The organism is Paraburkholderia sp. RL17-383-BIF-A, from assembly GCF_046028015.1.
Lineage (GTDB): Bacteria > Pseudomonadota > Gammaproteobacteria > Burkholderiales > Burkholderiaceae > Paraburkholderia.
In genome coordinates, this window is the sequence record NZ_JARESR010000019.1 from 14,558 (window position 1) to 39,930 (window position 25,373).

At 61.2% G+C, this 25,373-nt stretch carries 25 protein-coding genes; 20 read left to right on the top strand and 5 right to left on the bottom strand.

Annotated features, from left to right (window positions below; all coding sequences use genetic code 11):
• The first annotated feature begins 30 nt into the window (after positions 1 to 30).
• Positions 31 to 1,275 carry an acyl-CoA dehydrogenase family protein gene (locus tag P0D71_RS21330; protein WP_408294372.1) on the top strand — a complete coding sequence of 415 codons (1,245 nt, stop codon included), beginning with the start codon at positions 31 to 33 and terminating at the stop codon, positions 1,273 to 1,275.
• Between the two features lie 115 nt (positions 1,276 to 1,390).
• Here the strand turns inward: P0D71_RS21330 and P0D71_RS21335 are convergent, their stop codons facing one another.
• On the bottom strand, positions 1,391 to 2,506 hold the full coding sequence (locus P0D71_RS21335; protein ID WP_408481983.1) for a sigma-54 interaction domain-containing protein: 1,116 nt from the start codon (positions 2,504 to 2,506) through the stop codon (positions 1,391 to 1,393).
• Positions 2,503 to 3,732, bottom strand: a complete 1,230-nt coding sequence (locus P0D71_RS21340) for an acyl-CoA dehydrogenase family protein (RefSeq protein ID WP_408294366.1) — start codon at positions 3,730 to 3,732, stop codon at positions 2,503 to 2,505. Before P0D71_RS21340 ends, P0D71_RS21335 begins: the two co-directional genes overlap by 4 nt.
• Before the next feature lie 541 nt (positions 3,733 to 4,273).
• Between P0D71_RS21340 and msuE the strand changes: the two genes are divergently transcribed.
• From msuE to P0D71_RS21395, 11 genes are all read left to right on the top strand, one after another.
• Positions 4,274 to 4,855: an FMN reductase gene (msuE, locus tag P0D71_RS21345; protein ID WP_408294363.1), complete on the top strand. Its 582-nt coding sequence runs from the start codon at positions 4,274 to 4,276 to the stop codon at positions 4,853 to 4,855.
• 27 nt (positions 4,856 to 4,882) lie between these two features.
• Complete coding sequence (gene sfnG, locus P0D71_RS21350) at positions 4,883 to 5,986, top strand: dimethylsulfone monooxygenase SfnG (RefSeq protein WP_408481985.1); 1,104 nt, start codon at positions 4,883 to 4,885, stop codon at positions 5,984 to 5,986.
• Between the two features lie 2 nt (positions 5,987 to 5,988).
• Positions 5,989 to 7,134, top strand: coding sequence for an AMP-binding protein (locus tag P0D71_RS21355; protein ID WP_408481987.1), 1,146 nt, complete (start codon positions 5,989 to 5,991; stop codon positions 7,132 to 7,134).
• Positions 7,135 to 7,152: 18 nt separating this feature from the next.
• Complete coding sequence (locus tag P0D71_RS21360) at positions 7,153 to 7,932, top strand: ABC transporter ATP-binding protein (protein ID WP_408481989.1); 780 nt, start codon at positions 7,153 to 7,155, stop codon at positions 7,930 to 7,932.
• A 13-nt stretch (positions 7,933 to 7,945) separates the two neighbouring features.
• The gene (locus P0D71_RS21365) at positions 7,946 to 8,827 is read left to right on the top strand and encodes a branched-chain amino acid ABC transporter permease (protein WP_408481991.1); all 882 of its coding nucleotides are present in this window, start codon (positions 7,946 to 7,948) and stop codon (positions 8,825 to 8,827) included.
• An 8-nt stretch (positions 8,828 to 8,835) separates the two neighbouring features.
• Entirely contained in the window at positions 8,836 to 9,903 is a 1,068-nt protein-coding gene (locus P0D71_RS21370) for a branched-chain amino acid ABC transporter permease (RefSeq protein ID WP_408481993.1), read from the top strand.
• A gap of 57 nt (positions 9,904 to 9,960) precedes the next feature.
• Positions 9,961 to 11,322, top strand: coding sequence for an ABC transporter substrate-binding protein (locus tag P0D71_RS21375; protein ID WP_408481995.1), 1,362 nt, complete (start codon positions 9,961 to 9,963; stop codon positions 11,320 to 11,322).
• 2 nt (positions 11,323 to 11,324) lie between these two features.
• A complete protein-coding gene (locus tag P0D71_RS21380) occupies positions 11,325 to 12,173 on the top strand; it encodes an ABC transporter ATP-binding protein (RefSeq protein ID WP_408481997.1) in 849 nt (282 codons plus the stop codon).
• A gap of 234 nt (positions 12,174 to 12,407) precedes the next feature.
• The gene (locus P0D71_RS21385) at positions 12,408 to 12,851 is read left to right on the top strand and encodes a hypothetical protein (RefSeq protein ID WP_408294340.1); all 444 of its coding nucleotides are present in this window, start codon (positions 12,408 to 12,410) and stop codon (positions 12,849 to 12,851) included.
• Between the two features lie 382 nt (positions 12,852 to 13,233).
• Positions 13,234 to 13,668, top strand: a complete 435-nt coding sequence (locus P0D71_RS21390; RefSeq protein ID WP_408294337.1) for a DUF1801 domain-containing protein — start codon at positions 13,234 to 13,236, stop codon at positions 13,666 to 13,668.
• Between the two features lie 203 nt (positions 13,669 to 13,871).
• Positions 13,872 to 14,183: a hypothetical protein gene (locus P0D71_RS21395; RefSeq protein ID WP_091806046.1), complete on the top strand. Its 312-nt coding sequence runs from the start codon at positions 13,872 to 13,874 to the stop codon at positions 14,181 to 14,183.
• A 50-nt stretch (positions 14,184 to 14,233) separates the two neighbouring features.
• Here the strand turns inward: P0D71_RS21395 and trpS are convergent, their stop codons facing one another.
• Both trpS and P0D71_RS21405 read right to left on the bottom strand, forming a co-directional pair.
• Positions 14,234 to 15,262: a tryptophan--tRNA ligase gene (gene trpS, locus P0D71_RS21400; RefSeq protein WP_091806050.1), complete on the bottom strand. Its 1,029-nt coding sequence runs from the start codon at positions 15,260 to 15,262 to the stop codon at positions 14,234 to 14,236.
• Positions 15,263 to 15,576: 314 nt separating this feature from the next.
• Positions 15,577 to 15,915: a hypothetical protein gene (locus P0D71_RS21405; RefSeq protein ID WP_091806055.1), complete on the bottom strand. Its 339-nt coding sequence runs from the start codon at positions 15,913 to 15,915 to the stop codon at positions 15,577 to 15,579.
• 336 nt (positions 15,916 to 16,251) lie between these two features.
• Between P0D71_RS21405 and P0D71_RS21410 the strand changes: the two genes are divergently transcribed.
• From P0D71_RS21410 to P0D71_RS21440, 7 genes are all read left to right on the top strand, one after another.
• A complete protein-coding gene (locus P0D71_RS21410; RefSeq protein WP_408481999.1) occupies positions 16,252 to 18,183 on the top strand; it encodes a putative bifunctional diguanylate cyclase/phosphodiesterase in 1,932 nt (643 codons plus the stop codon).
• Positions 18,184 to 18,213: 30 nt separating this feature from the next.
• Entirely contained in the window at positions 18,214 to 18,633 is a 420-nt protein-coding gene (locus P0D71_RS21415; protein WP_408482001.1) for a hypothetical protein, read from the top strand.
• Positions 18,634 to 18,764: 131 nt separating this feature from the next.
• Positions 18,765 to 18,989 carry a hypothetical protein gene (locus tag P0D71_RS21420; RefSeq protein WP_408482003.1) on the top strand — a complete coding sequence of 75 codons (225 nt, stop codon included), beginning with the start codon at positions 18,765 to 18,767 and terminating at the stop codon, positions 18,987 to 18,989.
• Positions 18,990 to 19,322: 333 nt separating this feature from the next.
• Positions 19,323 to 21,014, top strand: coding sequence for a purple acid phosphatase family protein (locus P0D71_RS21425; RefSeq protein WP_408186324.1), 1,692 nt, complete (start codon positions 19,323 to 19,325; stop codon positions 21,012 to 21,014).
• A 176-nt stretch (positions 21,015 to 21,190) separates the two neighbouring features.
• The gene (locus P0D71_RS21430; protein WP_091806073.1) at positions 21,191 to 21,631 is read left to right on the top strand and encodes a hypothetical protein; all 441 of its coding nucleotides are present in this window, start codon (positions 21,191 to 21,193) and stop codon (positions 21,629 to 21,631) included.
• Positions 21,632 to 21,827: 196 nt separating this feature from the next.
• Positions 21,828 to 22,412 (top strand): nucleoside 2-deoxyribosyltransferase, encoded by a 585-nt coding sequence (locus P0D71_RS21435; RefSeq protein ID WP_408186325.1) that lies wholly within the window; start codon positions 21,828 to 21,830, stop codon positions 22,410 to 22,412.
• Between the two features lie 413 nt (positions 22,413 to 22,825).
• Complete coding sequence (locus P0D71_RS21440; RefSeq protein ID WP_408186327.1) at positions 22,826 to 23,986, top strand: porin; 1,161 nt, start codon at positions 22,826 to 22,828, stop codon at positions 23,984 to 23,986.
• A gap of 163 nt (positions 23,987 to 24,149) precedes the next feature.
• Here P0D71_RS21440 and P0D71_RS21445 read toward each other — a convergent pair whose 3' ends face one another.
• Positions 24,150 to 24,821, bottom strand: coding sequence for a DsbA family oxidoreductase (locus P0D71_RS21445; RefSeq protein WP_408482005.1), 672 nt, complete (start codon positions 24,819 to 24,821; stop codon positions 24,150 to 24,152).
• A 246-nt stretch (positions 24,822 to 25,067) separates the two neighbouring features.
• Here P0D71_RS21445 and P0D71_RS21450 point away from each other — a divergent pair, with 246 nt between their 5' ends.
• On the top strand, positions 25,068 to 25,361 hold the full coding sequence (locus tag P0D71_RS21450; protein WP_408186329.1) for a DUF1330 domain-containing protein: 294 nt from the start codon (positions 25,068 to 25,070) through the stop codon (positions 25,359 to 25,361).
• Positions 25,362 to 25,373: the final 12 nt, after the last annotated feature.

Here is a 25,373-nt window from a genome sequence, read left to right on the forward strand (position 1 = left end):
CTTTCCACACATCGACCTTGGAGCAGGCGCATGACAGCACGAAACCAACACGAAACAGTGCCGCTTTCACGCGGCGCCGATTATGAGCAGCTGGCTGCCAGATTCCGCCCCATCTTCAGCCGGATCGCGGAAGGCGCGCTCGAACGCGAACGCACCCTTGCGTTGCCGCATGAGCAGATTGTCTGGCTGAAGGAAGCCGGCTTTGGCGCCGTCAGAGTGCCAGTGGAGTATGGCGGCGCTGGCGCGACGCTTGCGCAACTCGTGCAACTGCTAATCGAATTGGCCGAGGCCGACTCGAGTCTGCCTCAGGCACTGCGCGGCCATTTCGCTTTCGTCGAAGACAGGATCAACGCTGCGCCCGGCGCGTTGCGGGACAAATGGCTGGAACGCTTCGTGGCAGGTCAAATCGTCGGCAATGCGTGGACCGAAGTTGGCGCAGTCAAAATAGGCGACGTGATCACGCGTGTATCGCGCCGCGGTGACCAATGGGTCGTGAACGGAACCAAGTACTACAGCACGGGGAGCATCTTTGCCGACTGGATAGATGTCTACGCGCAGCGCGACGACACCGGCGCCGACGTGATCGCCGCGGTGAATACGCACCAGCCAGGCGTTAAACAAAGTGACGATTGGGACGGCTTTGGCCAGCGCACTACCGGAAGCGGGACTTCCGTATTCGAGAACGCCGTGGTCGATGAAGAGAATATCATCGACTTCTCCACCCGCTTCAAATACCAGACGGCGTTCTATCAGCTCGTATTGATCGCCGTGATCGCGGGCACCGGGCGTGCGGCATTGCGTGATATCTCGCACGAGGTGCGAAAGCGCACCCGTATCTATAGCCACGGCAACGCGCCGCGCGTGAGTGAAGATGTCCAGGTTCAGCAGGTGGTGGGGCAGATCGCGGCGCGCGTGTACGCCGCGGAAGCGGTGGCCGTGCGCGCGGCAGAGCCCTCGCAAAGAGCGTACGAAACGCGCTTCGGCGCGGATCGTGAGGCAGAACAGGCTGCAAACGTAGCGGCCGAAATAGAATCCGCCAAGGCGCAGGTGGCCGTGGCGGGTTTGATCCTCCAGGCGACCACCGATCTGTTCAACGCGCTCGGTGCGTCGGGCGTCAGCGAAGGCAAACTATTGGATCGACACTGGCGGAACGCACGCACGGCGGCATCGCACAATCCGCTGATCTACAAGGAGCGGATCATCGGCGACTGGGAAATCAACGGCACGGAGCCGCCCTTCGTCTGGCAGATCGGCAACAGCAGAACAGTGGCCTGATCCGCTTTAGCCCGCGGCGCGCGGTGTCATGTGGGCCGGTCGCACGGCCGGTCCGCTTCGAGATACAAAAACGGTGCTCGAAATGAAGTATCGGCCCCGCCACAAGCAATTGCACTCATTTCTGCGCCGAGATCTGCTTCGCTCGAATCAGACGGGCTCGCAGCACGTTGCGGCTGATGCCGAGGAGCCTCGCCGCCTGAATCTGATTGCGATAGCAGAAGTCGAACGCCACGCGCATCACGGTGTCTTCGATCTGTTCGAACAGGTTGCCTTCGGCGTTGCCAAAGAGATGACGCAGCGCCTCCTCCAACCCTTCAAGCGGGGTAGTGGAAGGCGGCTCGTTGGCAGGGCGTCGCGATGCGTCCGTCCCGAAGGACGATATCTGCAAATCGCCCTCGCCGAGTGAATCGCTGCGGCACACCAATAACGCGTAGTGAATGACGTTTTCGAGTTCGCGAATGTTGCCGGGCCAGCTATGTGCCAGCAGCTTGCGCTCGGCGCGCGGCTCGATGCCCACAGGACCATAGCCCAGGCGGTTGCGATACTCTTCGATGAAATATCGGGCTAGCGGCAGGATATCGCCCGGCCGGTCTCGCAGTGTCGGCACAGCCAGATGCACGACATTGAGGCGATAAAACAGGTCCTCGCGGAAATGCCCCGCCGCTACGGCGTCCTGAAGATGTACATTGGTGGCGGCCAGAACGCGCACGTCGATCGGAATGCTTCGGCGTGAGCCGAGCCGCACGATCTCCCGCTCCTGCAGCACGCGCAGCAGTTTGACCTGCATCGAGAGCGGCAGATCGCCTATCTCGTCCAGAAACAGCGTGCCGCCGTTGGCCGCTTCGAACCAGCCGGGTTTCGCGCAGAACGCGCCGGTGAAGGCGCCTTTCTCGTGGCCGAACAATTCGCTTTCCACCAGCGACTCGGAAAACGCGCCGCAGTTAACCGCCACGAATGGCCCGTCCTTGCGAGCGCTGAGGTTGTGCACATGGCGCGCAACCAGTTCTTTGCCGGTTCCTGTCTCACCGATCACGAGCACGTTGGCGTCGCTCGGCGCGACCATGCGAATGCGTTCGAGCAAAGCCGCCGATTGCGGGTCGGAGAAGACCTGGGCCGTGGCGCGAATGGAGGTCGTCAGCGCCCGCTTGTCGGGCATGGTCAGCAAAGGTGGTGCGTCCGTTCGCGCCATGGCGGACCTGTCCGGTATCGCGTGATTGAGTGAGTAGTTCATGAATAAAAACTCGGCGTCGGATAGCGTTGCGTCAGGGCCCATTCGCCGATTTCTCTAAGCTTATAGGCGAGGGGATCGTGGAGCGTATGGGTGCGCAAATTTCGCCAATGGCGGTCCAGCCTCAGTGCGCCGTGCGTTGCGCGCGCGCCGGCTACGTCGAACATGCGGGTACAGATACTGAGCCCGATTTCGGTGGCGGCGACTTTGGCGGTTGCCACCGCCAAAGCCACTTCGCCACGCTCGGCGTCGGTCAAGGCATCTTCCTGGGTCCAGGCAGCATCGAAGCGATCGGCGGCGCGGTCGGTCAATAACCGCGCCGCTTCGAGGCCCGCCCAGAACTCACCGTATTGGCCAAGAATATAAGGATCCGCCGAAGTGGTTTGCACGCCGGACGCGTGCCACGGACGCGCCTCGTGCAAGGTGTAGTGGCGCGCGTCGTTGAAGGCGCTTTCCCCGATGCTGAGATAGATATTCGTGAGGATCAGTTGCGCGAGCAACGGGCGCAGGCAGGCGAACGGCGTCGACAATGGACCAGGGTCGGTCAGAATCTCGTGGTTTTCCACGCGCACCTTTTCCAGCGTCACCGTGCCGCTATCCGTTTGCCGTTGACCGATGTTGTTCCAGTCCTCCGCGACTGAGATGCCTGTTCTTCCGGTCGGCACAGCCGCGACCAGCAGCGTTCCAGTCGCGGCGTCGCGCGCGGACGCAATCAGCATTTCGGAATCGAGCGCGCCGGAACAGAAACTCTTCTGTCCGCTGAACTCCCGCCAATCCGCGTGCGAGTGGCTCACGGCCCGCTCATCGAGTGGATTGAGCGCATTCCCCCAGAACCATTGATGGCGGGCAGTCTGCTCGAACCAGGCGCGCCACTGCTGCGGCGCGCCGAACAGACGCACGGTCGCCAGCATCAGGTGATGAAAGCCGAATATATGGCCGAGTGAACTGTCGGCGCGGCCAAGGGTGCGAATCACGTCCAGGGTCTGCCGCCAGTTGGCGCCGAGACCGCCGTGCGCCAGAGGAATGCTCATGGCGAGCAGACCGCTGGCGCGCAATGCGTCGCGTTCGGCTTTCGGTGTGCCGCCCTGCGCGTCGCGCTCAGCGGCAGTCGTGGCAAACGCTACCGCGAGCCGCTGCGCAATCCGCAATGGCGTGTCAGTTACCGGCACGGTCTCCGGTTCCGGCAGCAGGGAAGCCGGCGCATCCGGCAATACGTAGGTCGAATTCATAGGGACAAAGACACTCGCTGCGCTCCGTGCGGGCGTGGATCATCATGTGTCGGCTGACGGATGTGGAACGGCGTCGATCAGCGTTGCTTCCTGAGAGACGTATTCTGACGATCTACCGCAACTTCCGATGCATTTTGTTGTGGTAACCAAAGTCGAATTGCTGATTACGCAGCAGCGTCGTTATGGACGCAGCCTCTGCATCAGCATTCCAACCACGTGGCTCCTCTCAGGCAACGATTCTGTCGCGATACTGAAAGCCTGCGTGCGTCTCGCCTATACCCGGTGCTGCTGCTCCAGCAGCAGCACTGAGGCCATATTGCTTCACCAGCTTCATACGTCAGCCTGAAATGGTTTCATGCCACGGCGATATGCGGCCGGTCGATCGCCTCAGACCGTTATGCCCGCTGGCTCAGCGCTCCTTCGGGACAAATCGGCACGCTCGTGCCGAACAGGATGTATGGGCCAAACACCGGATGGCATGGTCTTCGCTAAATAAGCTGCAGTCCCGACTAATTCGTTGTCGATTGAAAGGATTGTTCGCATGAGCAACAGATTGAAAGTGGTCGCTGTCTCCGGTGGCTTGCAGCGGCCGTCACGCACACTCGTCGTGGTCGAGCGTGTGCTCGCCGCACTTGGCGACGCGGTGCCCGTCGATACGCACCTCATCGAACTCGGTCAGATCGCACCGAGCCTCGCCGGTGCGGTTCATCGCGCCCATGTCCCGGCTGACATCGAGGCGCACATCAAGGCGATCGAGTCGGCCGACTTGCTGGTCGTGGCGAGCCCGGTCTATCGGGCGTCGTATACGGGACTCTTCAAGCACCTGTTCGATCTCGTGCATCACGAGGCGCTGTTCGATGTACCGGTTCTGCTCGCGGCAACTGGCGGCAGCGAACGTCACGCGCTCGTCATCGATCATCAGCTACGTCCGCTGTTCAGCTTCTTTCAGGCACGCACGCTGCCGCTCGGCGTGTATGCGTCGGAGGCCGATTTCAACAGCTATGCGATTTCGAATCCGGCACTGGAAGAACGCATCCAGCTGGCGGTGTCGCGCGCATTGCCATGGCTCCATGCAGGGCGACCCCCCGCTTCGTTTCCGCAAGCCGCAACAGCGGCTGCATAGACTCTCTACTCAATCATCAGGATCACTATGAGCCAGAACCACTCTCAAGACGACGCCGTCAAGTTCGCCTACTGGGTGCCCAACGTCAGCGGCGGGCTGGTCGTCAGCACGATCGAGCAGCGTACCGACTGGAGTCTCGAGTACAACCAGAAGCTCGCGCAGACCGCGGAACAGGCCGGCTTCGAATACGCGCTGAGCCAGATCCGTTTCACGGCCGGCTACGGCGCCGACTCGCAACACGAATCGGTTTCGTTCAGTCAGGCCCTGTTGCACGCTACGACCAAACTGAAAGTTCTGGCGGCGATTTTGCCGGGCCCATGGCACCCCGCTGTGGTTGCCAAACAGCTTGCCACGATCGACCATATTTCGAATGGCCGCGTGGCGATCAACGTGGTGAGCGGCTGGTTCAAAGGGGAGTTCACCGCGATCGGCGAACCGTGGCTTGAACACGACGAACGCTATCGCCGTTCGAACGAATTCATTCAGGCGCTCAAGGGCATCTGGACTCAGGACAACTTCACCTTCAAGGGCGACTTCTATCGTTTCAACGATTACACGCTGAGTCCAAAACCCGTCCAGAAGCCGCATCCGGAGATCTTCCAGGGCGGCAGTTCGCGCGCCGCGCGCGACAACGCCGCCAGTGTTTCAGATTGGTATTTCACCAACGGCAATACGCCGGAGAACCTGAAAGCCCAGATCGACGACATCCAGGCCAAGGCAGCGAAAAACAATCACAAGGTGCGCATCGGCGTGAACGCGTTTGTGATAGCCCGCGATACCGAGGAAGAGGCCCAGGCGGTACTCGCCGACATCATCAAGCACGCGCACGTCGAAGCCGTGCATGCATTCGGCGACGCCGTCAAGCAAGCCGGCAAAGCTTCGCCGGAGGGCGAGGGCAATTGGGCCAAGTCGAGCTTCGAAGATCTCGTGCAATACAACGATGGCTTCCGCACCAATCTCATCGGCACGCCGCAACAGATCGCCGAGCGCATCGTCGAACTGAAATCGGTGGGCGTGGATCTGGTGCTGACCGGCTTCCTCCATTTCATCGAAGAAGTGGAGTATTTCGGCAAACGGGTCTTGCCGTTGGTGCGCGAGCTCGAACGCAAGCAGCAGGCCAAGGCGGCCTGATCATGGCGAACGCTCAACCGTCGACGCTGCCAGACTGGCTGCGCCATCAGGCGCAGCACCGGCCGCATGCCATCGCGTTACGTCACAAGCGGTTAGGCGCGTGGCACGGGCTGTCCTGGCACGGGGTGGCCACGGCGGTTGAATACCTCGCCGCCGGTCTCGCACTGCGTGGTTTTTCGGCGGGCGACGCGCTGCTATTGGTTAGTCATCCGCGTGAGGAGGCGCTGCTGTTGTCGCTCGCGGCGCAGTGGAACGGCGGCGTGGCGATACCGCTCGACCCGCAACTCACCGACGACGCTTTGCGCGCCGTTCTCACGCATCTTGCCCCACGTTTCGTGTTCGCTGAAGACGACAGTCAGGTGAATCGTCTTCTGGCGCACGAAGGATTGCGCGTGATCGACGCCAATCCGCGCAATCTGACGCCGCACCCGCATGCGGCCGTGACCGACTATCGCACGCTGGCGGTTCAGCACGAAGGCGGTTTCGCGTCCACCGCTCATTCGCGCGACGACGCCTTCGTCTTCGTGCGGCTCGATGCAACCGGGCAACTCGTCGCGCAGCGTTTTTCCCATGCGACGCTGATACAGGAAGCCCAGCGACTCGTCGGCACGGAGAAACTGACCGCGGACGACGAAGCGTTTGCCGCGCGCGCATTCGCGGCGGCCGCGCAGGCGCGCTACCTGATTGCGCCCTGGCTGCTGAGCGGCTTTCGCCTGAATTTCCCGGAGTCGCTCGCGACCCGCGACAACGATCGGCGTGAACTCGCGCCAACGCTGGTCGCCGGCACGCGCGAAACCTATGCCCGCGTGGCCCAACTGGTCGACGACCGCTTGCCGGGCGCACGCTCCTGGCGGCGCCGCCTGATCAGCCGGGCGCAGCGCAGGCAGGGTGGCCCGCTGTTGCGCACTTTGACCTGGTGGCTCATTACCCGTCCGTTGCGCGAAGTGATCGGCTTTTCGCGCGCGCATGCCGCGCTTGTCATCGGCCCACCGCTCGACGAACGAACCGCCGCGCTATTCGCCGCGTTACGTGTCGATGTGCGGGCGTGGCCCGATACCGGCGAGTGGCGGCGCGTCGAACAGCAGCGCGAGGCACCGGCACGCGAGCGCTACACGGCGGACGGCGCCGCGGAACAACCGGCTTATTGACGCATGACCCAACCTTCCATGACTACGCCTTCCAACGCGCTGTTGTCGCTCGATCACACCTCGCTGTCTTTCAAGGGCGTGAAGGCGATAACCGATATCAGCTTCGCGGTGCGCACGGGTGAAATCTGCGCATTGATCGGCCCGAACGGTGCGGGCAAAAGTTCGCTGCTCAATGTGATCAACGGGGTCTATCAGCCGCAGCACGGCAGCGTGCATTTCGACGGCCACGCCTACCGGTGGATGAATCCTTATCAGGCCGCGCACAGCGGCATTGCGCGCACGTTTCAAAACATCGCGCTGTTTCGCCGCATGAGCGTGCTGGACAACGTGCTCACTGGCCGCAATCTGCACCGGCGCAGCACGTGGCTTGAACAGACCTTGAACATCGGCCGCGCGCGCAGCGATGTAACGGCACAACGCCGCTATGCCGAGGTCGTGATCGACGCGCTCGACCTGCAGCGCTATCGGCATACCACCGTCGGCACGCTGCCTTATGGCGTGCAAAAGCGCGTTGAACTGGCCCGCGCGCTCGCCGCCGAGCCGCGCCTCCTGCTGCTCGATGAGCCGATGGCCGGCATGAATGCCGACGAAAAGCGCGCCATGGCCGGCTATGTGCTCGACGCCAATACGCAATTCGGCGTGACGGTCGTGCTGATCGAGCACGATATCGGCGTGGTCATGGATCTGTCGGATCACGTGGTCGTGCTCGATTACGGCAAGAAGATCGCCGACGGCGCCCCCGCCGACGTTCGCGGCAACCCGGACGTGCTGGCCGCCTATCTCGGCACCCGTCATTGAGAGACTGGACATCATGGGATTTTTTCTCGAAGTACTCGTGGGCGGCTTGTTGGCCGGCGTGATGTATTCGATGGTCGCGATCGGTTTCGTGCTGATCTATAAAGCGTCCGGCGTATTCAATTTCGCGCAGGGGTCGATGGTGCTGTTCGGCGCGCTGACCTACGTGAGCCTCGTCGAGCGGCATGTGAACCCCGTGCTCGCGTTCGGCGTGACGCTGGGGGCGTTGGTGCTGATTGCGCTGCTGATCGGCCGTCTCGTGCTGCGCCCGCTCGTGAATCGGCCGCCCATTGTGCTGTTCATGGCGACCTTGGGCCTGAGCTTCATTCTCGAAGGGGCCGCGCAACTGTTCTGGGGCGCCCAGGTACACGGACTGGATCTGGGCATCGACGACAAGCCGCTGAATGTCGGCGGCATCATGATCAGCCTGTTCGACATCTTTGCCGCGGCTACCGCCGGCGTGCTGGTGATCGGCCTGTCGCTGCTGACCAACCGCACGCGGCTTGGGTTGTCGCTGCGCGCCGTCGCTGACGACCCGCTCGCCGCGCTGGCCATCGGCGTGCGACTGCCGCGTGTCTGGGCGATCGTCTGGGCGCTGGCCGGCTTCGTCAGCCTCGTCGCGGGCCTGTTGTGGGGCGCACGTCTCGGCGTGCAGTTCTCCCTGTCGCTGGTCGTGCTGAAGGCGCTGCCTGTGTTGATCATCGGCGGATTTTCTTCGATCGGCGGGGCCATTGTGGGCGGTCTCCTGATCGGCGCGTCCGAGAAACTTGCCGAGGTGTACGTCGGTAGTCAGCTCGGCGGCGGTATTGAAAACTGGTTTCCCTATCTGCTCGCCATGCTATTTCTGCTCGCGCGGCCGGTCGGTCTATTTGGCGAACCCGCCGTCGAACGCGTGTGAGGCCGCCCATGTCATCTCTTCACGCCGTTCTGAACGCCCCGCGCAAGTTCCAGTCCTACCCGCAGCGAAAGCGGCTGCTCAAGGTCTCGCTCGCGGTGCTTCTCGTGCTGATCGCGTTCATCGCCATTCCGGTATTCGGCAACGACTATTGGCTCAACGCGATTCTGATTCCGTTCCTCGTGCTGTCACTGGCGGGACTGGGTTTGAATCTCGTCACCGGTTATGCGGGACAGCTCTCGCTGGGTTCCGCGGCCTTCATGTCGGTCGGCGCTTATGCGACCTACAACCTCATGGTGCGAGTGCCGGCCTTGCCGCTGCCGGTCGATCTGTTGCTCGGTGGCCTGATTACCGCCGTGGTAGGCGCGCTGTTCGGTTTGCCGAGTTTGCGTATCAAGGGCTTCTACCTGATCGTCTCGACGCTGGCCGCGCAGTTCTTTGTCGAGTGGATCTTTACCCGAGTGAGCTGGTTTTCCAACGACGATACCTCGGGCGTACTCAGCGCGCCGCGCCTAAGTGCCTTTGGCTGGAAGATCGATACACCCGCTGCACGTTACCTGTTCGTGCTTGGCGTGACCTCCGCGCTATTCGTTCTGGCGGCCCGTCTCGTACGGAGCGAACTTGGCCGGCGCTGGATGGCGGTGCGCGACATGGACACCGCGGCACGCGTGATCGGCATTCCCGTCGGCCGTACCAAGCTGCTCTCATTCGCACTGAGTTCTTTCGTGATCGGCATTGCCGGCGCGCTCTGGGCGTTTGCGTATCTGGGTACGGTCGAGCCGCACGGTTTCGATCTCAATCTGTCGTTCCAGGTGTTGTTCATCATCATCATCGGCGGCATGGGCAGTATCGGCGGGAATTGCCTGGGCGCGGCCTTCATCGTCCTGCTGCCCATTCTTCTCTCCAATGCGGCGGGCGCGTTCGCTAGCGTCGGTATCGAAGCCGGCCAGTTGCAGAACCTGCAGAAGATACTTTTCGGCACGCTGATTATCGTGTTTCTGATCAAGGAGCCGGATGGCCTCGCAAGACTGGTTCATACCGTGCGTAATCGTCTGCGCGACTGGCCGTTGCGTGCATAGCCCTCTTTCTCTCGTCGTTTTTCAAATCGCCGTTTATCCATTCAAGGTCCATTTAATATGAATTTCATCGACTCCTTCAAGAGGCGCGGGATCGTATCGCGCGTGGCCGCTGCCGCCACCCTGACGCTTGCCCTCACTGCCGCGTTCGTCCCCGCTGCGCAGGCCGCGGGCGAAGAATACTTCCCGCTGCAAAGCTATCGGGTCGGTCCGTATGCGGCGGGCGGCAGTGGTTTCTTCGGCGGCTTCATCGACTATATGAACCTCATCAATAAACGCGATGGCGGCGTCAATGGCGTGAAGCTGACATGGAGCGAATGCGAAACCGAATACGTCGTGGAAAAGGGCGTGGAATGCTATGAGCGGCTCAAGAGCGGGCTAAAGGGCGCGCCCGCAGCGGCGACTAATCCGCTTTCGGTCGGCATCGCCTACGCGACGCTCGACCGGTCCACTGCCGACAAGATTCCGCTGATCACGATCAATCACGGTCGCACGGATTCCACCGACGGCGCGGTCTTTCCGTATGTCTTCCCGCTGCAACTGAACCCGTACAGCGAAGTGTCCGCGATCGTCAATTACATCGGTCAGCAATCGGGCGGTTTGAACCAGCTCAAGGGCAAAAAGATCGTGGTGCTCTACCACGGTTCTCCGTATGGCCGCGAGACGATTCCCGTGCTGGACGCATTGGCCAAAAAATACGGCTTTGAGCTCACGCAGATCGAAGTACCGCATCCTGGCAACGAACAAGGCTCGCAGTGGCTCACCATTCACCGGATCAATCCCGACTGGGTGATTCTGCGCGGCTGGGGAGTCATGAACCCGGTCGCGTTGAAGTCGGCCCAGAAAGTGGGCTTTCCGGCCAATCACATCATCGGCAACATCTGGAGTAATTCGGAAGAAGATGCACGCCCGGCAGGCGACGCCGCGAAGGGCTTTATTTCGATCACGACGCATCCTTCGGGGACCGACTTTCCCGTCATTCAGGCGATCAATCAATATGTGATCAAAGCCGGCGACGGTAACCTGAAAGATCCCGCTCGCTTCGGCACGGTCTACTACAACCTCGGCGTGGTCAACGGTATTCTGAATGTCGAAGCGTTGCGTGTGGCGCAAGCGAAATTCGGCAACAAACCGCTCACCGGTGAACAGGTGCGCTGGGGCTTCGAGCATCTGAATCTTGACGATGCACGTCTCAGACAATTGGGTGCGTACGGGCTGGTTCAGCCGTTGAAACTGTCGTGCTCCGATCACGAAGGCGGCGGCGCAGTGCGGTTCCAGCAATGGGACGGCCAGCAATGGAAGGTCATTAGCGGCTGGGTGCAGGCAGATCGTGCACTGCTACGTCCCATCATCGAGAAGTCGGCGAACGCGTACGCCAAGGAGAAGGGCATTACGCCGCGCGATTGCAGCAAGGATATCTGAGCATGAGCGCCGCCCCGATTCTGCAGGTCGAAGATATTGCCGTGACGTATGGCCAGCTCATCCCGGCATTGCGCGGTGTTTCGCTGACGGTGCCGACCGGCGCGATCGTTGCGCTGCTGGGCGGCAATGGCGCGGGCAAGACCACCACGCTGAAGGCTGTCTCGAGCCTGATCCGCGCCGAGCGGGGCGAACTGACCTCAGGCCGCATCGCGTATCGCGGCGATGCGATTACCGACGCGGATCCGTGGACGCTCGCCGAGCGTGGGCTCGTCCAGGTACTGGAGGGGCGGCGTTGCTTTGCGCATCTGTCGGTCGAAGAAAACCTGCGGCTGGGGGCGTTTGTGCGGCGGCCAGGACGGGCGGAACTGGAGGCTGACCTCGAGCGCACCTATGGCATTTTTCCGCGGCTCAAGGAGCGTCGCAGGACGCTGGCGGGCTATACGTCCGGTGGCGAACAGCAGATGGTCGCGATTGGCCGCGCCTTGATGGCGCGGCCCGCCCTGGTCTTGCTCGACGAGCCGTCAATGGGGCTCGCTCCGCAGGTCGTTGAAGAAATCTTCGAGACTGTGGCGGCCCTCAATCAGGACCATGGCGTGAGTTTCCTGCTGGCCGAACAGAACGCCGCGATCGCTTTGCGCTACGCTCAAACCGGGTATGTACTCGAAAGTGGCCGAGTAGTCGCGCGAGGCTACGCGCATACGCTGCTGGAACTCGACACGCTGCGCGATGCCTATCTGGGGAGTGGCAAAGCCGCTATTGACGGTTTGCCGCAAGCGTCTCGCCGTTCGCGAGGGCAGCGTGCAATCTCAAACGCCGGGACGGATTCGCTTTCGGTCGGGCAGCACTGGTAAGGGCAGCGCTGTGCGTTGCATGGGCTCGGTCCGATCGGGCCTTTGCCTGGCGGCCGAGCTTCTCCATTCGGCAACTGCAGACTTCAAACTGCCCCGCATCGCGCGGGGCATGGCTTTCCCTTAAAAGCCCACGCCACCGCAAGAGAGAGTACCTTTCGATAATGGATTCCGCCCGGTTGCCCTCCCGCGAGCAGTCGGCTACCTTGAACCCAGTCCGTTATCGGAGGATCTGCCGTGAATACCAAGCAAAGCAAAAAGGAACACCTCGACGCTGCTGCATCGCATCATGAGCAAGCAGCGCGATTTCACCGGGAGGCGTCGCAGTATTACGAGGCGGGCAAGGATTACGATCACGCCGCCCACCAGGCGGTATTGGCGCAAGGCCATGCACTATTTGCCATCGCAGAGTCCAATCTCGCCGCCAAACATACCGGCGCGCCATTGCCGGCAGGGTCCATTGAAAGCGGTTTGACTGCCGCAAAACATCACGCCGCCGCGTCGGAACTTCACACGCAGGCCGCGCAGCACATGCGCCGCGCTGCAAAAGTTTTCGACGACGATCGCAGCGCGGTTGCCCATGAGACGCAGTTGGGGTTTTCTCTTGCCTCGCGCGCGGTCGCGCACGGCAACGAGGCAGCCAGGCAATATGTCGCGTCGCTACGGGAAAAGAGCGCTTGATTCTTATCTGTCGGCGATGCGCGTGAGCGCTTCCCGGACAGCGCGGCACTGACTTTAGGCTGAAGGATGTAATTGATCCGTCGCATCGCGGCTTCTGGATGAGGCGCGTCTTTCGGGATACCTTTCAGATCGAACCACGGCATGGCCGTGCCTTTCGGAATGACGTAGCGAACTTCGCAGGCAACGCTATTCCTGCTCATCCTTGACGAAGAGGCGGAAGCGCTCTGATGTTGGGATGTTCGTGTGCGGCGAGCGCCTTCCCGGCTTTCTATTCGACACGGCAAGGGAAATCGTCGAGAATCGGTTGTAGTCACCACGCCGACTCGTCTGACAATGCCGCCGCTCCAAGCATTGCGGCTCTACGAAACGGGACCAGAATTCGATGAATAAAGATCCAGCGAATCCATCGGAACGCATCGATCAGCTGATCGCAGAACTAACGGATTGGCGCGGAAAAACATTCGCCAGTATCCGCAAGATCATTCTTGAGACCGACGAGGAGATTGTCGAGGAATGGAAGTGGATGGGCAGTCCCGTGTGGTATCGCGATGGAATGATCGCGGTCGCCAACGCCCACAAAGGCAAGGTGAAGCTCACGTTTGCAAACGGAGCGAGCCTCGCGGATCCCGACAAGCTCTTCAACGCAGGCCTCGAAGGCAACGCACGACGGGCAATCGATTTCTTCGAGGGCGACAAGGTCGAGGCGCGTACTCTAAAAAAACTCATCCGTGCCGCGATTGATTACAACCAGAGCAAATTGAAGAAGAAAGCGCCTGCGACTAAGCGGGCGAAAGCCGACAAAAGCGACGAGGCCTGAAGCTATGGCTATGCTTACGTGGTATCCCGCCGGCGGCATCACGCCTCGCCCCCTCTCGCGAATACCGTACGCATCCAACGTTGCGCGAACCGCATAACCCAATCCGTCACACTAGACGCCCACAATTAGACCCGTTAGTCTGAGAGCGTTGCGCGACGTAGTTTGGCTATGCTGTTCCTAACCGACAACGTGGGAGCCGAATCATGGAAGTGAGCACGGAAGCGCTTGTTGACATGCTGAGAGAGGTTGAAGCCGACGACCCGATCGACTACGCCGATCTTCCTTTCGGAGAGCAGGAGCTCAGGCGTCTTGTCATGACTTCTCTCGTCGAGCGCCACCACCAGGTGGAAGCGGGCAACCTGTCGGTGTCCGACATTCATGCGCTGTATCTTCTCAGCACCGCCAAGCTTGTGCTCGAAAACACCGTGCTTCACGCCAGGCTGCTTCTGCTTCAAGGGCAGCAGATCGATGTGCAGTCGCTGCTGGCTCCGTTCACGCTGAAAGGCAAGCCGTAGGCCGGCAAGGCGGAGCGCCCGGCTACCGGGCGCCTTGCCGTCACGTGCGCTCAGTTCTCGAAATAGTTCAGGCCGAGCGCGCCCTTCACCTCCGACACCGTCGCGCCTGCCACTTCCCTTGCGCGCAGCGTGCCGCGGCGCAGGACGTTGAGGACCTCCGCACGGTCGGTTTCGAACTCGCGGCGGCGCTCGCGAATGGGGGCGAGCATCGATTGCAGACGTTCGTTCAGCACGCGCTTGACCACGCTGTCGCCAAGGCCGCCGCGGCGATAGTGCGCCTTCAGTTCGTCGACCATGGGTACGTCGGGCTCGAACGCGTCGAGGAACGCGAACACCACGTTGCCTTCCACCTGGCCCGGGTCGCTCACGCGCAAATGGTTGGGGTCCGTGTACATGTTGTTCACGGCCTTCGTGATTTCGTCGGGAGTTGCGCCCAGCGTAATGGCGTTACCCAGCGATTTGCTCATCTTCGCCTTGCCGTCGATGCCAGGCAGCCGCGCGACGTGCGAGAGCACCGCTTCGCATTCGACCAGCACCTGTTTGTCGACCGTGTTGTTGAAACGGCGCACCAGTTCGTTGGTTTGTTCGATCATCGGCAACTGGTCGTCGCCCACGGGCACGCGCGTCGCCTTGAACGCCGTGATGTCCGCGGCCTGGCTCACCGGATACGTCAGAAAGCCGGCGGGGATGTCCCGCTCGAAACCGCGCAGCACGATTTCCGCCTTGATGGTGGGATTGCGTTCGAGGCGCGCGACCGTCACGAGATTGAGCAGATACTGGGTCAATTCCGCCAGCTCCGGCACCTGCGACTGGATGAAGATGGTCGACTTGGCCGGGTCGATGCCGACCGCGAGATAGTCGAGCGCCACCTCGATCACGTTTTCCGTGACTTTCTGGTGACGGCCCACGTTGTCGGTCATGGCCTGTGCATCGGCAAGCAGCAGGAATTGCTGCGCTTCGTGCTGAAGCTGCACGCGCGAGCGCAGCGAGCCGATGTAATGGCCAAGGTGAAGCGGACCGGTCGTGCGGTCGCCGGTGAGAATAATGGGCGGGTTCGTGGTCTGGTTTGCGTCTGTCATGGTCTGGGGTCTGCGTTCTGCGTTTTGTCGATACCACCAGCCGTCAGCGCGCACAAACGAAAATGCCGCCAGGACTGGCGGCATCACGTTTCGATGGACGAGTGGAAACGGGCCGCCTAAGTCAGGCGCGCCACCAACAGCTCAACGTGATCGGCTTCGTATCCATGAACGGAGTATAACGCGGCGGATCGCCATGCCGCCAACCACGCACCGGACGATGTCGTAACCCGGCGCCGCGGCCGTTCTCTCGACACCCCCGCCCGGAGCGTGCAGACGGCTTCCCCACACGAAGCCGCCGACCCGCGCGTTACCGCCTAAGCCGCGGAGAAAACGACCGCCGCGGCGTTCTCGACCTGCGTGAAAGTGCGGACAAAACGATAGGCCTGGCCGCCAATTTCCATCTCGTTGATGCCCGAGCGGGTCAGCTCCAGCATGTCATTGGCGAGCGGGATGGAGATCGTGCCGACCTTCTTCATTTCCTCGAGCAGGCCGGCCGGGTCGCCGAGGTAGATGGTGCAAGCGTCGTTCGTATGGCGCGTCATGACCACGCTCGCCGCCTTGTCGAGGGAAAGCTCGAGATATTCGACCAGGGTCTGCAGCGACTCCGGCACGGGTTCGTGAGAGACGTGCATCGATGTATTTGCGACTGTCATTGTGTGGTCCCCCATCGCGCCAATGTCCGGGCAGTCCGCTGGAGATCAGCGGTGCATCCACTATACGGCATCGTACATCGATACTCGACCCGTCCAGAAGGCCTTGGACGATACCGTGAATGCCGGGCTTCATCGCTCTTGCGCAGCGTGCGGCTAAAGCGCATGCCGTGAGCGCGCGCTGAATCGCAGTCAAGAAGCCGCGCTATTGCGTCGTTTTTTCTTCATCCCGGCGACCGTGGCCATTTCCTCAGTCGAATAAACCTGCTACTTTATGGTTACGTAATAATTGCCATACAAGCCGTTTTCAGCCCATCCACCAACAAAAATGCGTAGGTCATGGCTTTCAGCGAACCAAGGTCGCCATTTTTCGAGTGGGTCGTCTCTTCCGCTCAGAACCTGAGCGCAGACAATCGGCAGATATTGCTTGCGAATCTGTTCACGCGAACCTCGTCGATTGTGTTTGCGTCCGTTTGTGAAATCAGCGTCTGCGCGACCGCATACTTCCTTCATCCCAGACCCCTCTACGCAGGCTGGGGCGCCGCTGTTGTCGCATTGCTGATCGCGCGGCTCGCATTGATCTGGTTGTGCTCCTCGCGTAGCGCCAACGGCCGGCCCACACCGACATCCGCGTTTCTATTCGCGAGCCTGCTCTGGAGCATGCTGTTCGGTTTCGGCGCGTTGCTTTGCAATATCAGCGGAGATCAAACACTTTTCCTGCTCGGCAACGTTTGCGCGGTGGGCGTGATTGGCGGATTGGCCGGACGCAATGCCGGCACGCCCCGGCTCGTCATGCTGCAGATTACGTGCATTCTGGCGCCGCTTGCTCTTGGCGCGGCGCTGTCTCCTGGTTCCGGCAAACTGGTGTTGCTGTTTCAGGCGCCCTTTTGCGCCGCAGGCTTCTTTACGGTCGCGCTGCGCAGCAATCGCGATACGGTCGCGTTACTCCTCGCACGGGAAAGCAGCCATCGGCTCGCCCATCACGACAGCCTGACGGGCTTACCCAATCGCACGCGTATCAGTGAGCTGCTGCTTGAGCGCACAGAGAGAGGAGCGTTGGGCAAAGGCCAATCGTTCGCTGTTCTACTGATCGACCTCGACGGATTCAAGGCGATCAACGACAGTCTTGGCCATGCCGCCGGCGACCAGATCCTTCAGGAAGCGGCGATTCGCTTGCGCGAAGTGTTGCCCGGCGGCGAGCTCGTTGGACGACTGGCCGGCGACGAGTTCGTCGCGTTTTCCGACGGTGACGGGCAGGCCCGCGACGTCCGGATTCTGGCGGACCGCATCGTCAAGACTCTGGCGCGCCCATTCGCGCTGCGCGAGGCGCTGGTGCATATCGGCGCGAGCGTGGGGATCTCGCTCTATCCCGAGCACGCGAGAACCGGCCCGCAATTGCTGATTTGCGCCGATCGCGCGTTGTATGCCGTGAAACGCAGCGGCAAGAGTGCGTACGCCATTTTCGATGCGGGCAAGCACGCATCGGATGAAAGCCTGAGCCTTCTGCGCAGCGACCTGGAAGGCGCGCTGCATTCGTTCAGCGGCTTGCGCATGGAGTATCAGCCCATCGTCGATCTCAGCAGCGGTGCGGTGTCAGGACGCGAGGCGCTGATGCGCTGGACCCACCCGACTCGCGGCGAACTCCCGCCGTCCTCATTCATTCCCACTGCCGAACGTACGGGGCTTATTCTGGCGTTGGGACAGTGGGCTTTGCTGCAATCGTGCAAGGAAGCGGTGACCTGGCGCGACAAGGTCACCGTCGCCGTGAATGTTTCACCGGTGCAATTGAGGGAGGAGTCGTTTGCGTCGACCGTCGCGGGGATTCTGCGCAAGACCAGACTGCCGCCGCAGCGCCTGAATATCGAGGTCACGGAAACGGTACTCTTGAACGACGATGTCGTGACCCGGCGTAATATCGCGAGGCTGCAGGCATTAGGCATTGGTCTTGCGCTGGACGATTTCGGCACCGGCTTTTCGACCATGTCGACTCTTGTGCGTTTTTCGTTCGACAAGCTCAAGATCGACAGCTCTTTCGTCAAGGAGTCCGTGCATCGCCGCGAATCGGCTGCGGTGGTGCGTGGGATCGTGGCATTGGCGCGGGAGATCGGCATGCCCACCACGGCCGAGGGCATCGAGACGCAAGAACAGCTGGATTTCGTGCGCGTGTGCGGATGCACGCATGCTCAGGGTTTTCTGCTTGGCCGGCCCGTGCAGGGGCACGAGATCGCGCGGATCGAAGAAAAGGCTGCCGCGCATTCCGCGAAGCAATGAGCGCTTATCAATTCCGGCACGGAGGCCGATATGGAGCCCACCTTGCAATACCAACTGCGGCTTACCGTTTCGCCAGAACTGGCCGACGCATTGCGTGCTGACCCGGCGAGTGCATCGCATAGCGCGCTTCGTGACGTGCTGCTCAGGCATGACGCGACGTTGAAATGCCAGTTCGACGCATTCGCCGACTACGTGCGCGAAGCGCAACAGCAGGGTACGGAAAATTATCCGCTCTATCAGTGGACTCTCGAGACGATCGAGAATCCGGAGAAGCAAGCCAGGTACTTGCGCTCGTTTACCGTCTATGTGAACGGCGGCGAGGTTTACGGCAAGGATGTCACGGATATCATGGAGAACGAACTATTGGGATTGGTCAGCGAAGATGGAGTTCAGCGCGTCTCAAGGTTCGATACCAATCCTGCCAATAATCCGCAACCGCCAAGGCGCTAGCGCTTGCCGAACCTGAAGTCCGCCACGTCTTCGCGCAGCGTCAGCTAATCGTCATTTTCGATTTTACATTTGACGACAGCACGTTGAGTTCGTGAGACGATGCATGCTCACTTTTTCTTAAGGAGAGCGACATGGGACTCTTGGACGAAGTAGGAAAGATTGCGGGGGCGGTCGCCGCCGTTGAAGCGGCGGAAAAAGTGGATCCGGAAGCGGGTTTGCTTACGAAAGGCATCGCCGCTGTTGCCGGTTTCGAAGGTGCCGGTAAGCTGGAATCAATGTTGGAAAAGAAAGACAACGACCAGCAGGACGTTGCCGACAACGCCCAACCCACAGACGACACGAATCCGCAGACGTGAGCGGAAGTCTGCTGCCGGCTGCATGATCCGCGACGGAATGCATGCGCCGGCGAATTCTCCGCGCGCTTCGCCGAGCGCCGCCAGATACCCCATTACGTTGTGCACGTAGCCACCCGCTGGTAGTCGGGCGTTCTACCGTTAGCAGCTTTAAAATCAATCAGAGATCTTTATCGATCGACCAAGCTGTCAATTGTCTGAATGGCAATGCGGAGTGGACGCATGGAACTGTCCGCTTTGGGCGGTTTCATCCGGGTGTCATCGCCTCGCGCCTAGGATGGCTGTCGCCAGGCTCATGCGCCGGCATCCTTCCACCTCCGCACAAACACACCAGACATGTCGAACAGAAAAATCGTAAAGACTTCGCCGACCGATCAGGGTGCTTCCATCGTCTCGCGCCGCGGGTTCCTGAAGTTCGCCGGTGCGTCCAGTCTCGCTACGGCGGCGGGCACGCTTTCATCGGCGGCGCGCGCGGCGAACAGCGCGCCTGACGGCACACCGGAGCAGGTCCACCTGACCTGGGGTAACGATCCGGCCAGTGAGGTCACGGTCTCCTGGGCGTCGCTTGCACCCGCGGTGAACCCGCAAGTCCGTGTCGGCGTCGCGGGTGCGGCGAAACATACGGTGCATGGCGTCCAGACCACTTATACGGACGGTCTGAACGGCGAGGTCGTGTTCACGTATCACGCGCATCTGCGCGATCTGAAGCCCGCTACGAGCTATGAATACCAGGTGAGCGCGGAGAACGACAGCCATGCGGCTCAGCCTTTCACGGCGAGCTTTCGCACTGCGCCGCGCGGCCGCGCGCCGTTCCGCTGGACCAGCTATGGCGATCTCGCGACGCCGAACACCGGCTGGGTGTTGTCGTCGCCGCAAAGCCGTTTCGCGGTGCAGGCAGTCGAGCGCTTTGAGCCTCTGTTCCACCTGCTCAATGGCGACCTGTGTTACGCCAATCTGAATCCGGCGCACCAGCCGGAGGTATGGCGCGACTTCGGCAACAACTGCCAGACTTCGGCGTCGAACCGGCCGTGGATGCCGTGTCCGGGCAACCACGAACTCGAATTCAATAACGGTGAGCAGGGCCTCGCCTCGTATCTCGCACGCTATAAGCTGCCGGACAATCACACGCGCTTTCAGGGTCGCTGGTACAGCTTTCGCGTGAGTTCCGTGCTCTTCATTTCGCTCGATGCTGACGACGTCGTGTATCAGGACGCAGCGGCCTTCGTCGCCGGCCCGGATCCTCTCGTGCCCGTTGCGAGCACCGGCAATCCGCCGATCCAACCCGGCACGTCGCTCTATGTGCGTGGATATAGCGCGGGCGAGCAGACGCGTTGGCTTGAAAGGACGTTGCGCCGTGCGGCTGAAGACGACGAAGTCGACTGGATCGTCGTCCAGATGCATCAGGACGCGCTGAGTTCATCGAAGACCGGCAACGGTTCCGATAAAGGCATCCGAGAAGCCTGGTTGCCGCTGTTCGACCGCTATGGCGTCGACCTGGTGCTGTGCGGGCACGATCACGATTACGAACGCAGTTACCCCGTGCGTGGCTGCAATCACCACAAAGGCACCGACATCGCGACGGGCCAGCCGGTCGATACGCTGCAGCCGAAACCGGTGATGTCGGCCGTGTCCGCGGGCGCGTCGACGTTCGATACGAGTCACGGCACGATTCACCTGATTCTCGGCGGTGGCGGCACGAGCGCGCCGCTGGACGTCTATGGCGTGGATGCCGGCACGGGGCTGCCTCAGGCGCGTATCTTCACGCGGCCCAACCGCCCGGTTGCCGGCACCACGTCCGGGACGTTCGTGCGTGCGGGCGCGGACGCAGTGGAAGACGCGATCTGGTCGGCGCAACGCGATACCGGCACCGGTTATGGCATTGCGGTGTTCGATCATGATCCCGGGCATCCCGGCGGCGAGACCACGATTACGATGAACTACTATCACGCGCCTGGCGCAGATCAGACTCCGACGCAGAACTACGAGTTGTTCGAGACGATCGAGTTGAAGAAGACGCGACGCAGATAAGGTTCGAACACGCGGGGCTCGCCGGCATGACCTCGCGCGCGCCGCACGATACACGCCTCCTCGACCTTTCCGGATGATTTTGTTACACGTCTTACGGATGTGAAGCGACGTAGTTACAAAAGCCTTTCAAAAGCGCAGTTATACTCGGCGCCGTCCAAACAATGAAAGGGCTTTTTATGTCGAAGAGAATCCTCCGGATGGTTGCCGTCGCAGCGCTCACCGCTTCGGCATCGTTGTCGGCGCTGGCCGGCGATATGAATAACGCGCTTGGCGGCGCGCTCGGCGGCGTGGCCGGCGCAGCAGTGGGCGGTGCGTTAGGCGGCAGCACGGGCGCCGTGCTCGGCGGAGCAGTCGGCGGCGGCGCGGGCGGCGCGGTGACGTCGAACCGCAGGGAGCGCACGGGCGCGATCATCGGCGGCGCGCTGGGCGGCGGTGCGGGCACCGCGGCGGGCAATGCAATGGGCGGTCGCAGCGGCGGTCTCGTCGGCGCAGCGCTGGGCGGCGGCGCCGGGTCGGCGCTCGGCGGCAACATGTCGCGCTCCAACTCGTACGCGGACGACTATTCCCGCGGCTACCGGTCGCGCAAGCATCATCACAAGCACCGGCACGACGACTGAATGGCGCGCGAACGGGCGAGTGGGCTCGCAGGCAAACTGCCTGCCCGCTCGCTGATTGCTTCGCGCAACACGTGACACACTCTGCATTGACATTGGTTCGTGCGCCGTTATCGTAAAGGCTCTTCGCAGTCGACTGCCGGCACGCTCGCTGCGGGAACACTTCACGATTTCCCCATCCTCACGGAACATAAAAACGATGCTACGAGTGTATTGCGCAGGGCCGCTGTTCAACGCAGCCGAGCGATCCGAAATGGATTCGATTGCCGCCACGCTGGAGGCTGCGGGATTGTCGACGTTTCTGCCGCATCGCGACGGGCTGGAGTTCGCGAAGCTCAAGCCGGAACTCGAGAAACTCGGCGCCTCGGTCGAAGAAGCCGCGCACATGCTCGACCGCGCGATCTTCAATCTGGATACGTATCAATTGCTTACGCGTTGCGATGCGGTCGTGGCCAATCTCAACGGCCGGGTCGCCGACGAGGGCACGGTTGTCGAAGCGTCGCTTGCGTGGCACGCGGACAAGCCGCTTGTTTTATTCAAAGCTGACGCACGGACCATGCTCAGCGGGTCCGATAACCCGATGCTCACCGGGTTGGGTGATTTCAAGGTGGTCGATCAACTGGCTGCGCTGCCGCAGGCCATTCTGGAAGCTGTTGCGCGCGATCGGACCCACAGGGCCGAGCAGACGTTGGAGAGCGGCGCGCAGATCGCGGCGCTTCGCGAGGGCGGCGGCGAGTTGAGTGCGCTCGCAAAGACGCTATACAGCGCTTTCAAAAAGCCATAAGGCCGATGCCTGCGTCAGCAGGCGCACCGCAAAAATCCCGCTCCGCCGACTCCCGGATCGCGCCGGAAAACGTTAAGCTTCGCCCCCTCGTTGTTCCTTTCACGCCACGCCGTTTATTTTTTTGACGCGCCGTTTATTTTCATCGCCCTATGATTGGACTGCTCGTTTTTCCGCCGCAGTGGCTGGTACGCATTCACTGAGCGATTCGAAAACCCGGTAATCAATCAGCGCGCACGATGGCAAAACCATTTAAATTTCGTTGCGCGCAATAAAAATTAAACAACACCTCATGCTTCTCGCAGTTTGCGCAACAACGGTTGTAGAAACGTACTGCATGCACGGTCATGGCGCTGGCGGAAAGAGCAATTGATACCCTCAATGACTGCTTGATCACGATCACGGAGCCAACAAGTATGAAAAAGTCTTTACTCGCGGTCGCGCTCTTTGGCGCATTTACAATGTCGGCGCATGCGCAAAGCAGCGTGACCCTCTACGGCCTTATCGATGCTGGATTGGTGTACACGAACAATCAGCTCGGACACAGTAATTGGCAGGAAGTGAGCAGTTCGACTCAGAATACGGTCTTCGGCCTCAAGGGCTCGGAGGATCTGGGTGGCGGCTTGCACGCGATCTTCAAACTCGAGCAAGGCTTCCTGCTGAACAACGGCGCCCAGGCATTCTCCGGTGATGGCTTCGGCTCCCAGGCATGGGTCGGCCTGCAAAGCGATCCTTACGGCACGTTGACGTTCGGCCGCCAGTTCGACGTGATGAACGACCTCGTCGGACCGCTCACGGCGGAGTTCAATACGTGGGGCGGTAACATGGCCGCGCATCCGTTCGAAAACGACAACCTCGCTGCGAATTCCGTCGTGATCAACAACTCGGTGAAGTACGCGAGCCCGACCTACCGCGGCATTACGTTCGAAACGATGTATTCGTTCAGCAACAAGGCGGGCGACTTCGGCAATAACCGTTCATATGGATTCGGCGTTTCCTATGCGCAAGGTCCGATCAATCTCGCTGCGGGCTACCTGCAACTGAACAACGCGGGCAACGGCAGTGGCGCGGTCACGTCGGGCGATACGAGCGCGAACTTCCTCGCGGAGCGCCAGCGTATCTGGTCGCTGGGTGGCAATTACACATTCGGGCCGGCTACCGTCGGGCTGGTGTGGAGCCATTCTCAGATCGACAACGCAGCGGGCGTGTTCTCGTTCGGCACGGGCAGCTACCTCGGTGCGGGTGACACGTCTGTCGGTTCGCTGAACGGTTCACTGCGCCTCGACAACTACGAAGTGAACGCAAAGTACGCGCTCACGCCCGCGGTGACCGTATCGGGCGCCTATACGTACACGCATGGCGCATATAACGGTTCGTCGCCGGGATGGAACACGGCCATGCTGCAAACGGACTACGCGATCAGCAAGCGCACGGACTTCTATCTGGAAGGCGTCTATCAGAACGTGCACGGCGCACCGGCGGACTCCGTCCTGTCGCATGCCATGATCAACACGTTGTCGCCGTCGGCGACCAACACGCAGGTGGCGGTCACTGTCGGTATGCGTCACGCGTTCTAAGCAGCTTCGGATCGAGTGATTGATGATTGCGTATGCCTGGCATCTGCCGGGCATACGTCATCCTTCAGGCGCGATGCTCAAGGCCTTCGGTCGATCGGAGCGGTCCGGGTCAGCCGCGCAATCGTCCCATCTCCCACGCAGCGTTGCACCGCATGGACAAGGTTCAGCGCGACGCGTCCTGTGAATCCTCGTTCTTCGCTTCGGCCAGAATCTGCTGGATGGCCTGCTCGAAAGTTTCCACGGGTTGTCCGCCGCTCACCAGATAGCGGCGATTGAAGATAATGGCCGGCACCGACTGGATGCCCATCGCCTCGTTGTTCCGCTCCTCCGCTCGAACTTCGGCTGCGTACGTTCCGTTTTGCAATACGTCACGGGCCTCCGTGGCGTCGAGTCCTACGGATTGCGCCGCTTCGATCAGCACTTCGTGGTCGCTCGTGTCCTTGCCTTCGGAGTGGTAAGCGCGCAGCAGCGCCAGTTTGAGCGGCAACTGCTCGCCCTTGATGCCGGCCCAATGCAGCAGACGGTGCGCGTCGAAGGTGTTGTAGACGTGTTTGCGCGGGCCGAATTCGAAACCCACGCTCGCACCGCGCTCGCGGATCGCCGCCTGCGTTTCCTCGATCTGCTCCGGCGTGCGCCCATACTTCTTGCCGAGGTAGTCGACAATATTCTCGCCGTCCGGCCCCATGTGCGGATTCAACTCGAACGGATGCACGACGATGCGAGCGTCGACCGCGTCGCCAAGGCGCGAAATCGCACGCTGGAGCGAGGAGAGGCCGATCGCGCACCACGGGCATGCGATATCGGAGACAAAATCGATGGTGAGCGCTTGTGTCATTGCGGTGTTCCTGATGGAGATGATCTAGTGCGTGGCCGGCCTGATGCCAAGGCGACAGCCGCGAACAGCGTAACCCGAATCGCGGGTATTTGCAGGAGCGCGCTCGTGACGGGGTGCGAGCCGGGGATTTACAATTCACCACCGCGGCAAGAGCGATTGACCACACGAGTAACAGGGATGCCGATAAACGTCATAATCCGTCGTCTACGGCAACAACTGCTTTTCCAACGTTGAAAGGAGTTTCAAATGAGCAAGGGATATTGGGTGTCGTCTTATCGCGCGACGAAAGATGCGGCCAGGCTGGCCGCGTATGCACAGCTCGCTGCGCCCGCCGTGGCGGCTGCCGGCGGCAAGTTCATCGTGCGCGGCGTGGCGGACGAGGCACGTGAGCAGGGTTTGAAGGAGCGTACGGTCGTGATCGAATTTCCGACCTACGAAGCGGCTGTCGCCGCCTATGACAGCGAACCCTACAAGAAAGCGCTGGAGGCGTTGGGCGACGGCGTGGAGCGCGATCTGCGCATTGTGCGCGGCGCCGAGTAACAACGAGGATGG

Excerpts from the sequence above, each read along its gene's own strand:
- P0D71_RS21390 (WP_408294337.1), top strand. The coding sequence starts at position 13,234 with ATGAATAAAGATCCAGCGAATCCATCGGAACGCATCGATCAGCTGATC.
- trpS (WP_091806050.1), bottom strand. The coding sequence starts at position 15,262 with ATGACAGACGCAAACCAGACCACGAACCCGCCCATTATTCTCACCGGC.
- sfnG (WP_408481985.1), top strand. The coding sequence starts at position 4,883 with ATGAGCCAGAACCACTCTCAAGACGACGCCGTCAAGTTCGCCTACTGG.
- P0D71_RS21450 (WP_408186329.1), top strand. The coding sequence starts at position 25,068 with ATGAGCAAGGGATATTGGGTGTCGTCTTATCGCGCGACGAAAGATGCG.
- P0D71_RS21360 (WP_408481989.1), top strand. The coding sequence starts at position 7,153 with ATGACTACGCCTTCCAACGCGCTGTTGTCGCTCGATCACACCTCGCTG.
- P0D71_RS21410 (WP_408481999.1), top strand. The coding sequence starts at position 16,252 with ATGGCTTTCAGCGAACCAAGGTCGCCATTTTTCGAGTGGGTCGTCTCT.
- P0D71_RS21425 (WP_408186324.1), top strand. The coding sequence starts at position 19,323 with ATGTCGAACAGAAAAATCGTAAAGACTTCGCCGACCGATCAGGGTGCT.
- P0D71_RS21445 (WP_408482005.1), bottom strand. The coding sequence starts at position 24,821 with ATGACACAAGCGCTCACCATCGATTTTGTCTCCGATATCGCATGCCCG.
- P0D71_RS21440 (WP_408186327.1), top strand. The coding sequence starts at position 22,826 with ATGAAAAAGTCTTTACTCGCGGTCGCGCTCTTTGGCGCATTTACAATG.
- P0D71_RS21330 (WP_408294372.1), top strand. The coding sequence starts at position 31 with ATGACAGCACGAAACCAACACGAAACAGTGCCGCTTTCACGCGGCGCC.
- P0D71_RS21335 (WP_408481983.1), bottom strand. The coding sequence starts at position 2,506 with ATGAACTACTCACTCAATCACGCGATACCGGACAGGTCCGCCATGGCG.
- P0D71_RS21430 (WP_091806073.1), top strand. The coding sequence starts at position 21,191 with ATGTCGAAGAGAATCCTCCGGATGGTTGCCGTCGCAGCGCTCACCGCT.
- P0D71_RS21420 (WP_408482003.1), top strand. The coding sequence starts at position 18,765 with ATGGGACTCTTGGACGAAGTAGGAAAGATTGCGGGGGCGGTCGCCGCC.
- msuE (WP_408294363.1), top strand. The coding sequence starts at position 4,274 with ATGAGCAACAGATTGAAAGTGGTCGCTGTCTCCGGTGGCTTGCAGCGG.
- P0D71_RS21355 (WP_408481987.1), top strand. The coding sequence starts at position 5,989 with ATGGCGAACGCTCAACCGTCGACGCTGCCAGACTGGCTGCGCCATCAG.
- P0D71_RS21415 (WP_408482001.1), top strand. The coding sequence starts at position 18,214 with ATGGAGCCCACCTTGCAATACCAACTGCGGCTTACCGTTTCGCCAGAA.
- P0D71_RS21435 (WP_408186325.1), top strand. The coding sequence starts at position 21,828 with ATGCTACGAGTGTATTGCGCAGGGCCGCTGTTCAACGCAGCCGAGCGA.
- P0D71_RS21365 (WP_408481991.1), top strand. The coding sequence starts at position 7,946 with ATGGGATTTTTTCTCGAAGTACTCGTGGGCGGCTTGTTGGCCGGCGTG.
- P0D71_RS21405 (WP_091806055.1), bottom strand. The coding sequence starts at position 15,915 with ATGACAGTCGCAAATACATCGATGCACGTCTCTCACGAACCCGTGCCG.
- P0D71_RS21370 (WP_408481993.1), top strand. The coding sequence starts at position 8,836 with ATGTCATCTCTTCACGCCGTTCTGAACGCCCCGCGCAAGTTCCAGTCC.
- P0D71_RS21340 (WP_408294366.1), bottom strand. The coding sequence starts at position 3,732 with ATGAATTCGACCTACGTATTGCCGGATGCGCCGGCTTCCCTGCTGCCG.
- P0D71_RS21395 (WP_091806046.1), top strand. The coding sequence starts at position 13,872 with ATGGAAGTGAGCACGGAAGCGCTTGTTGACATGCTGAGAGAGGTTGAA.
- P0D71_RS21380 (WP_408481997.1), top strand. The coding sequence starts at position 11,325 with ATGAGCGCCGCCCCGATTCTGCAGGTCGAAGATATTGCCGTGACGTAT.
- P0D71_RS21375 (WP_408481995.1), top strand. The coding sequence starts at position 9,961 with ATGAATTTCATCGACTCCTTCAAGAGGCGCGGGATCGTATCGCGCGTG.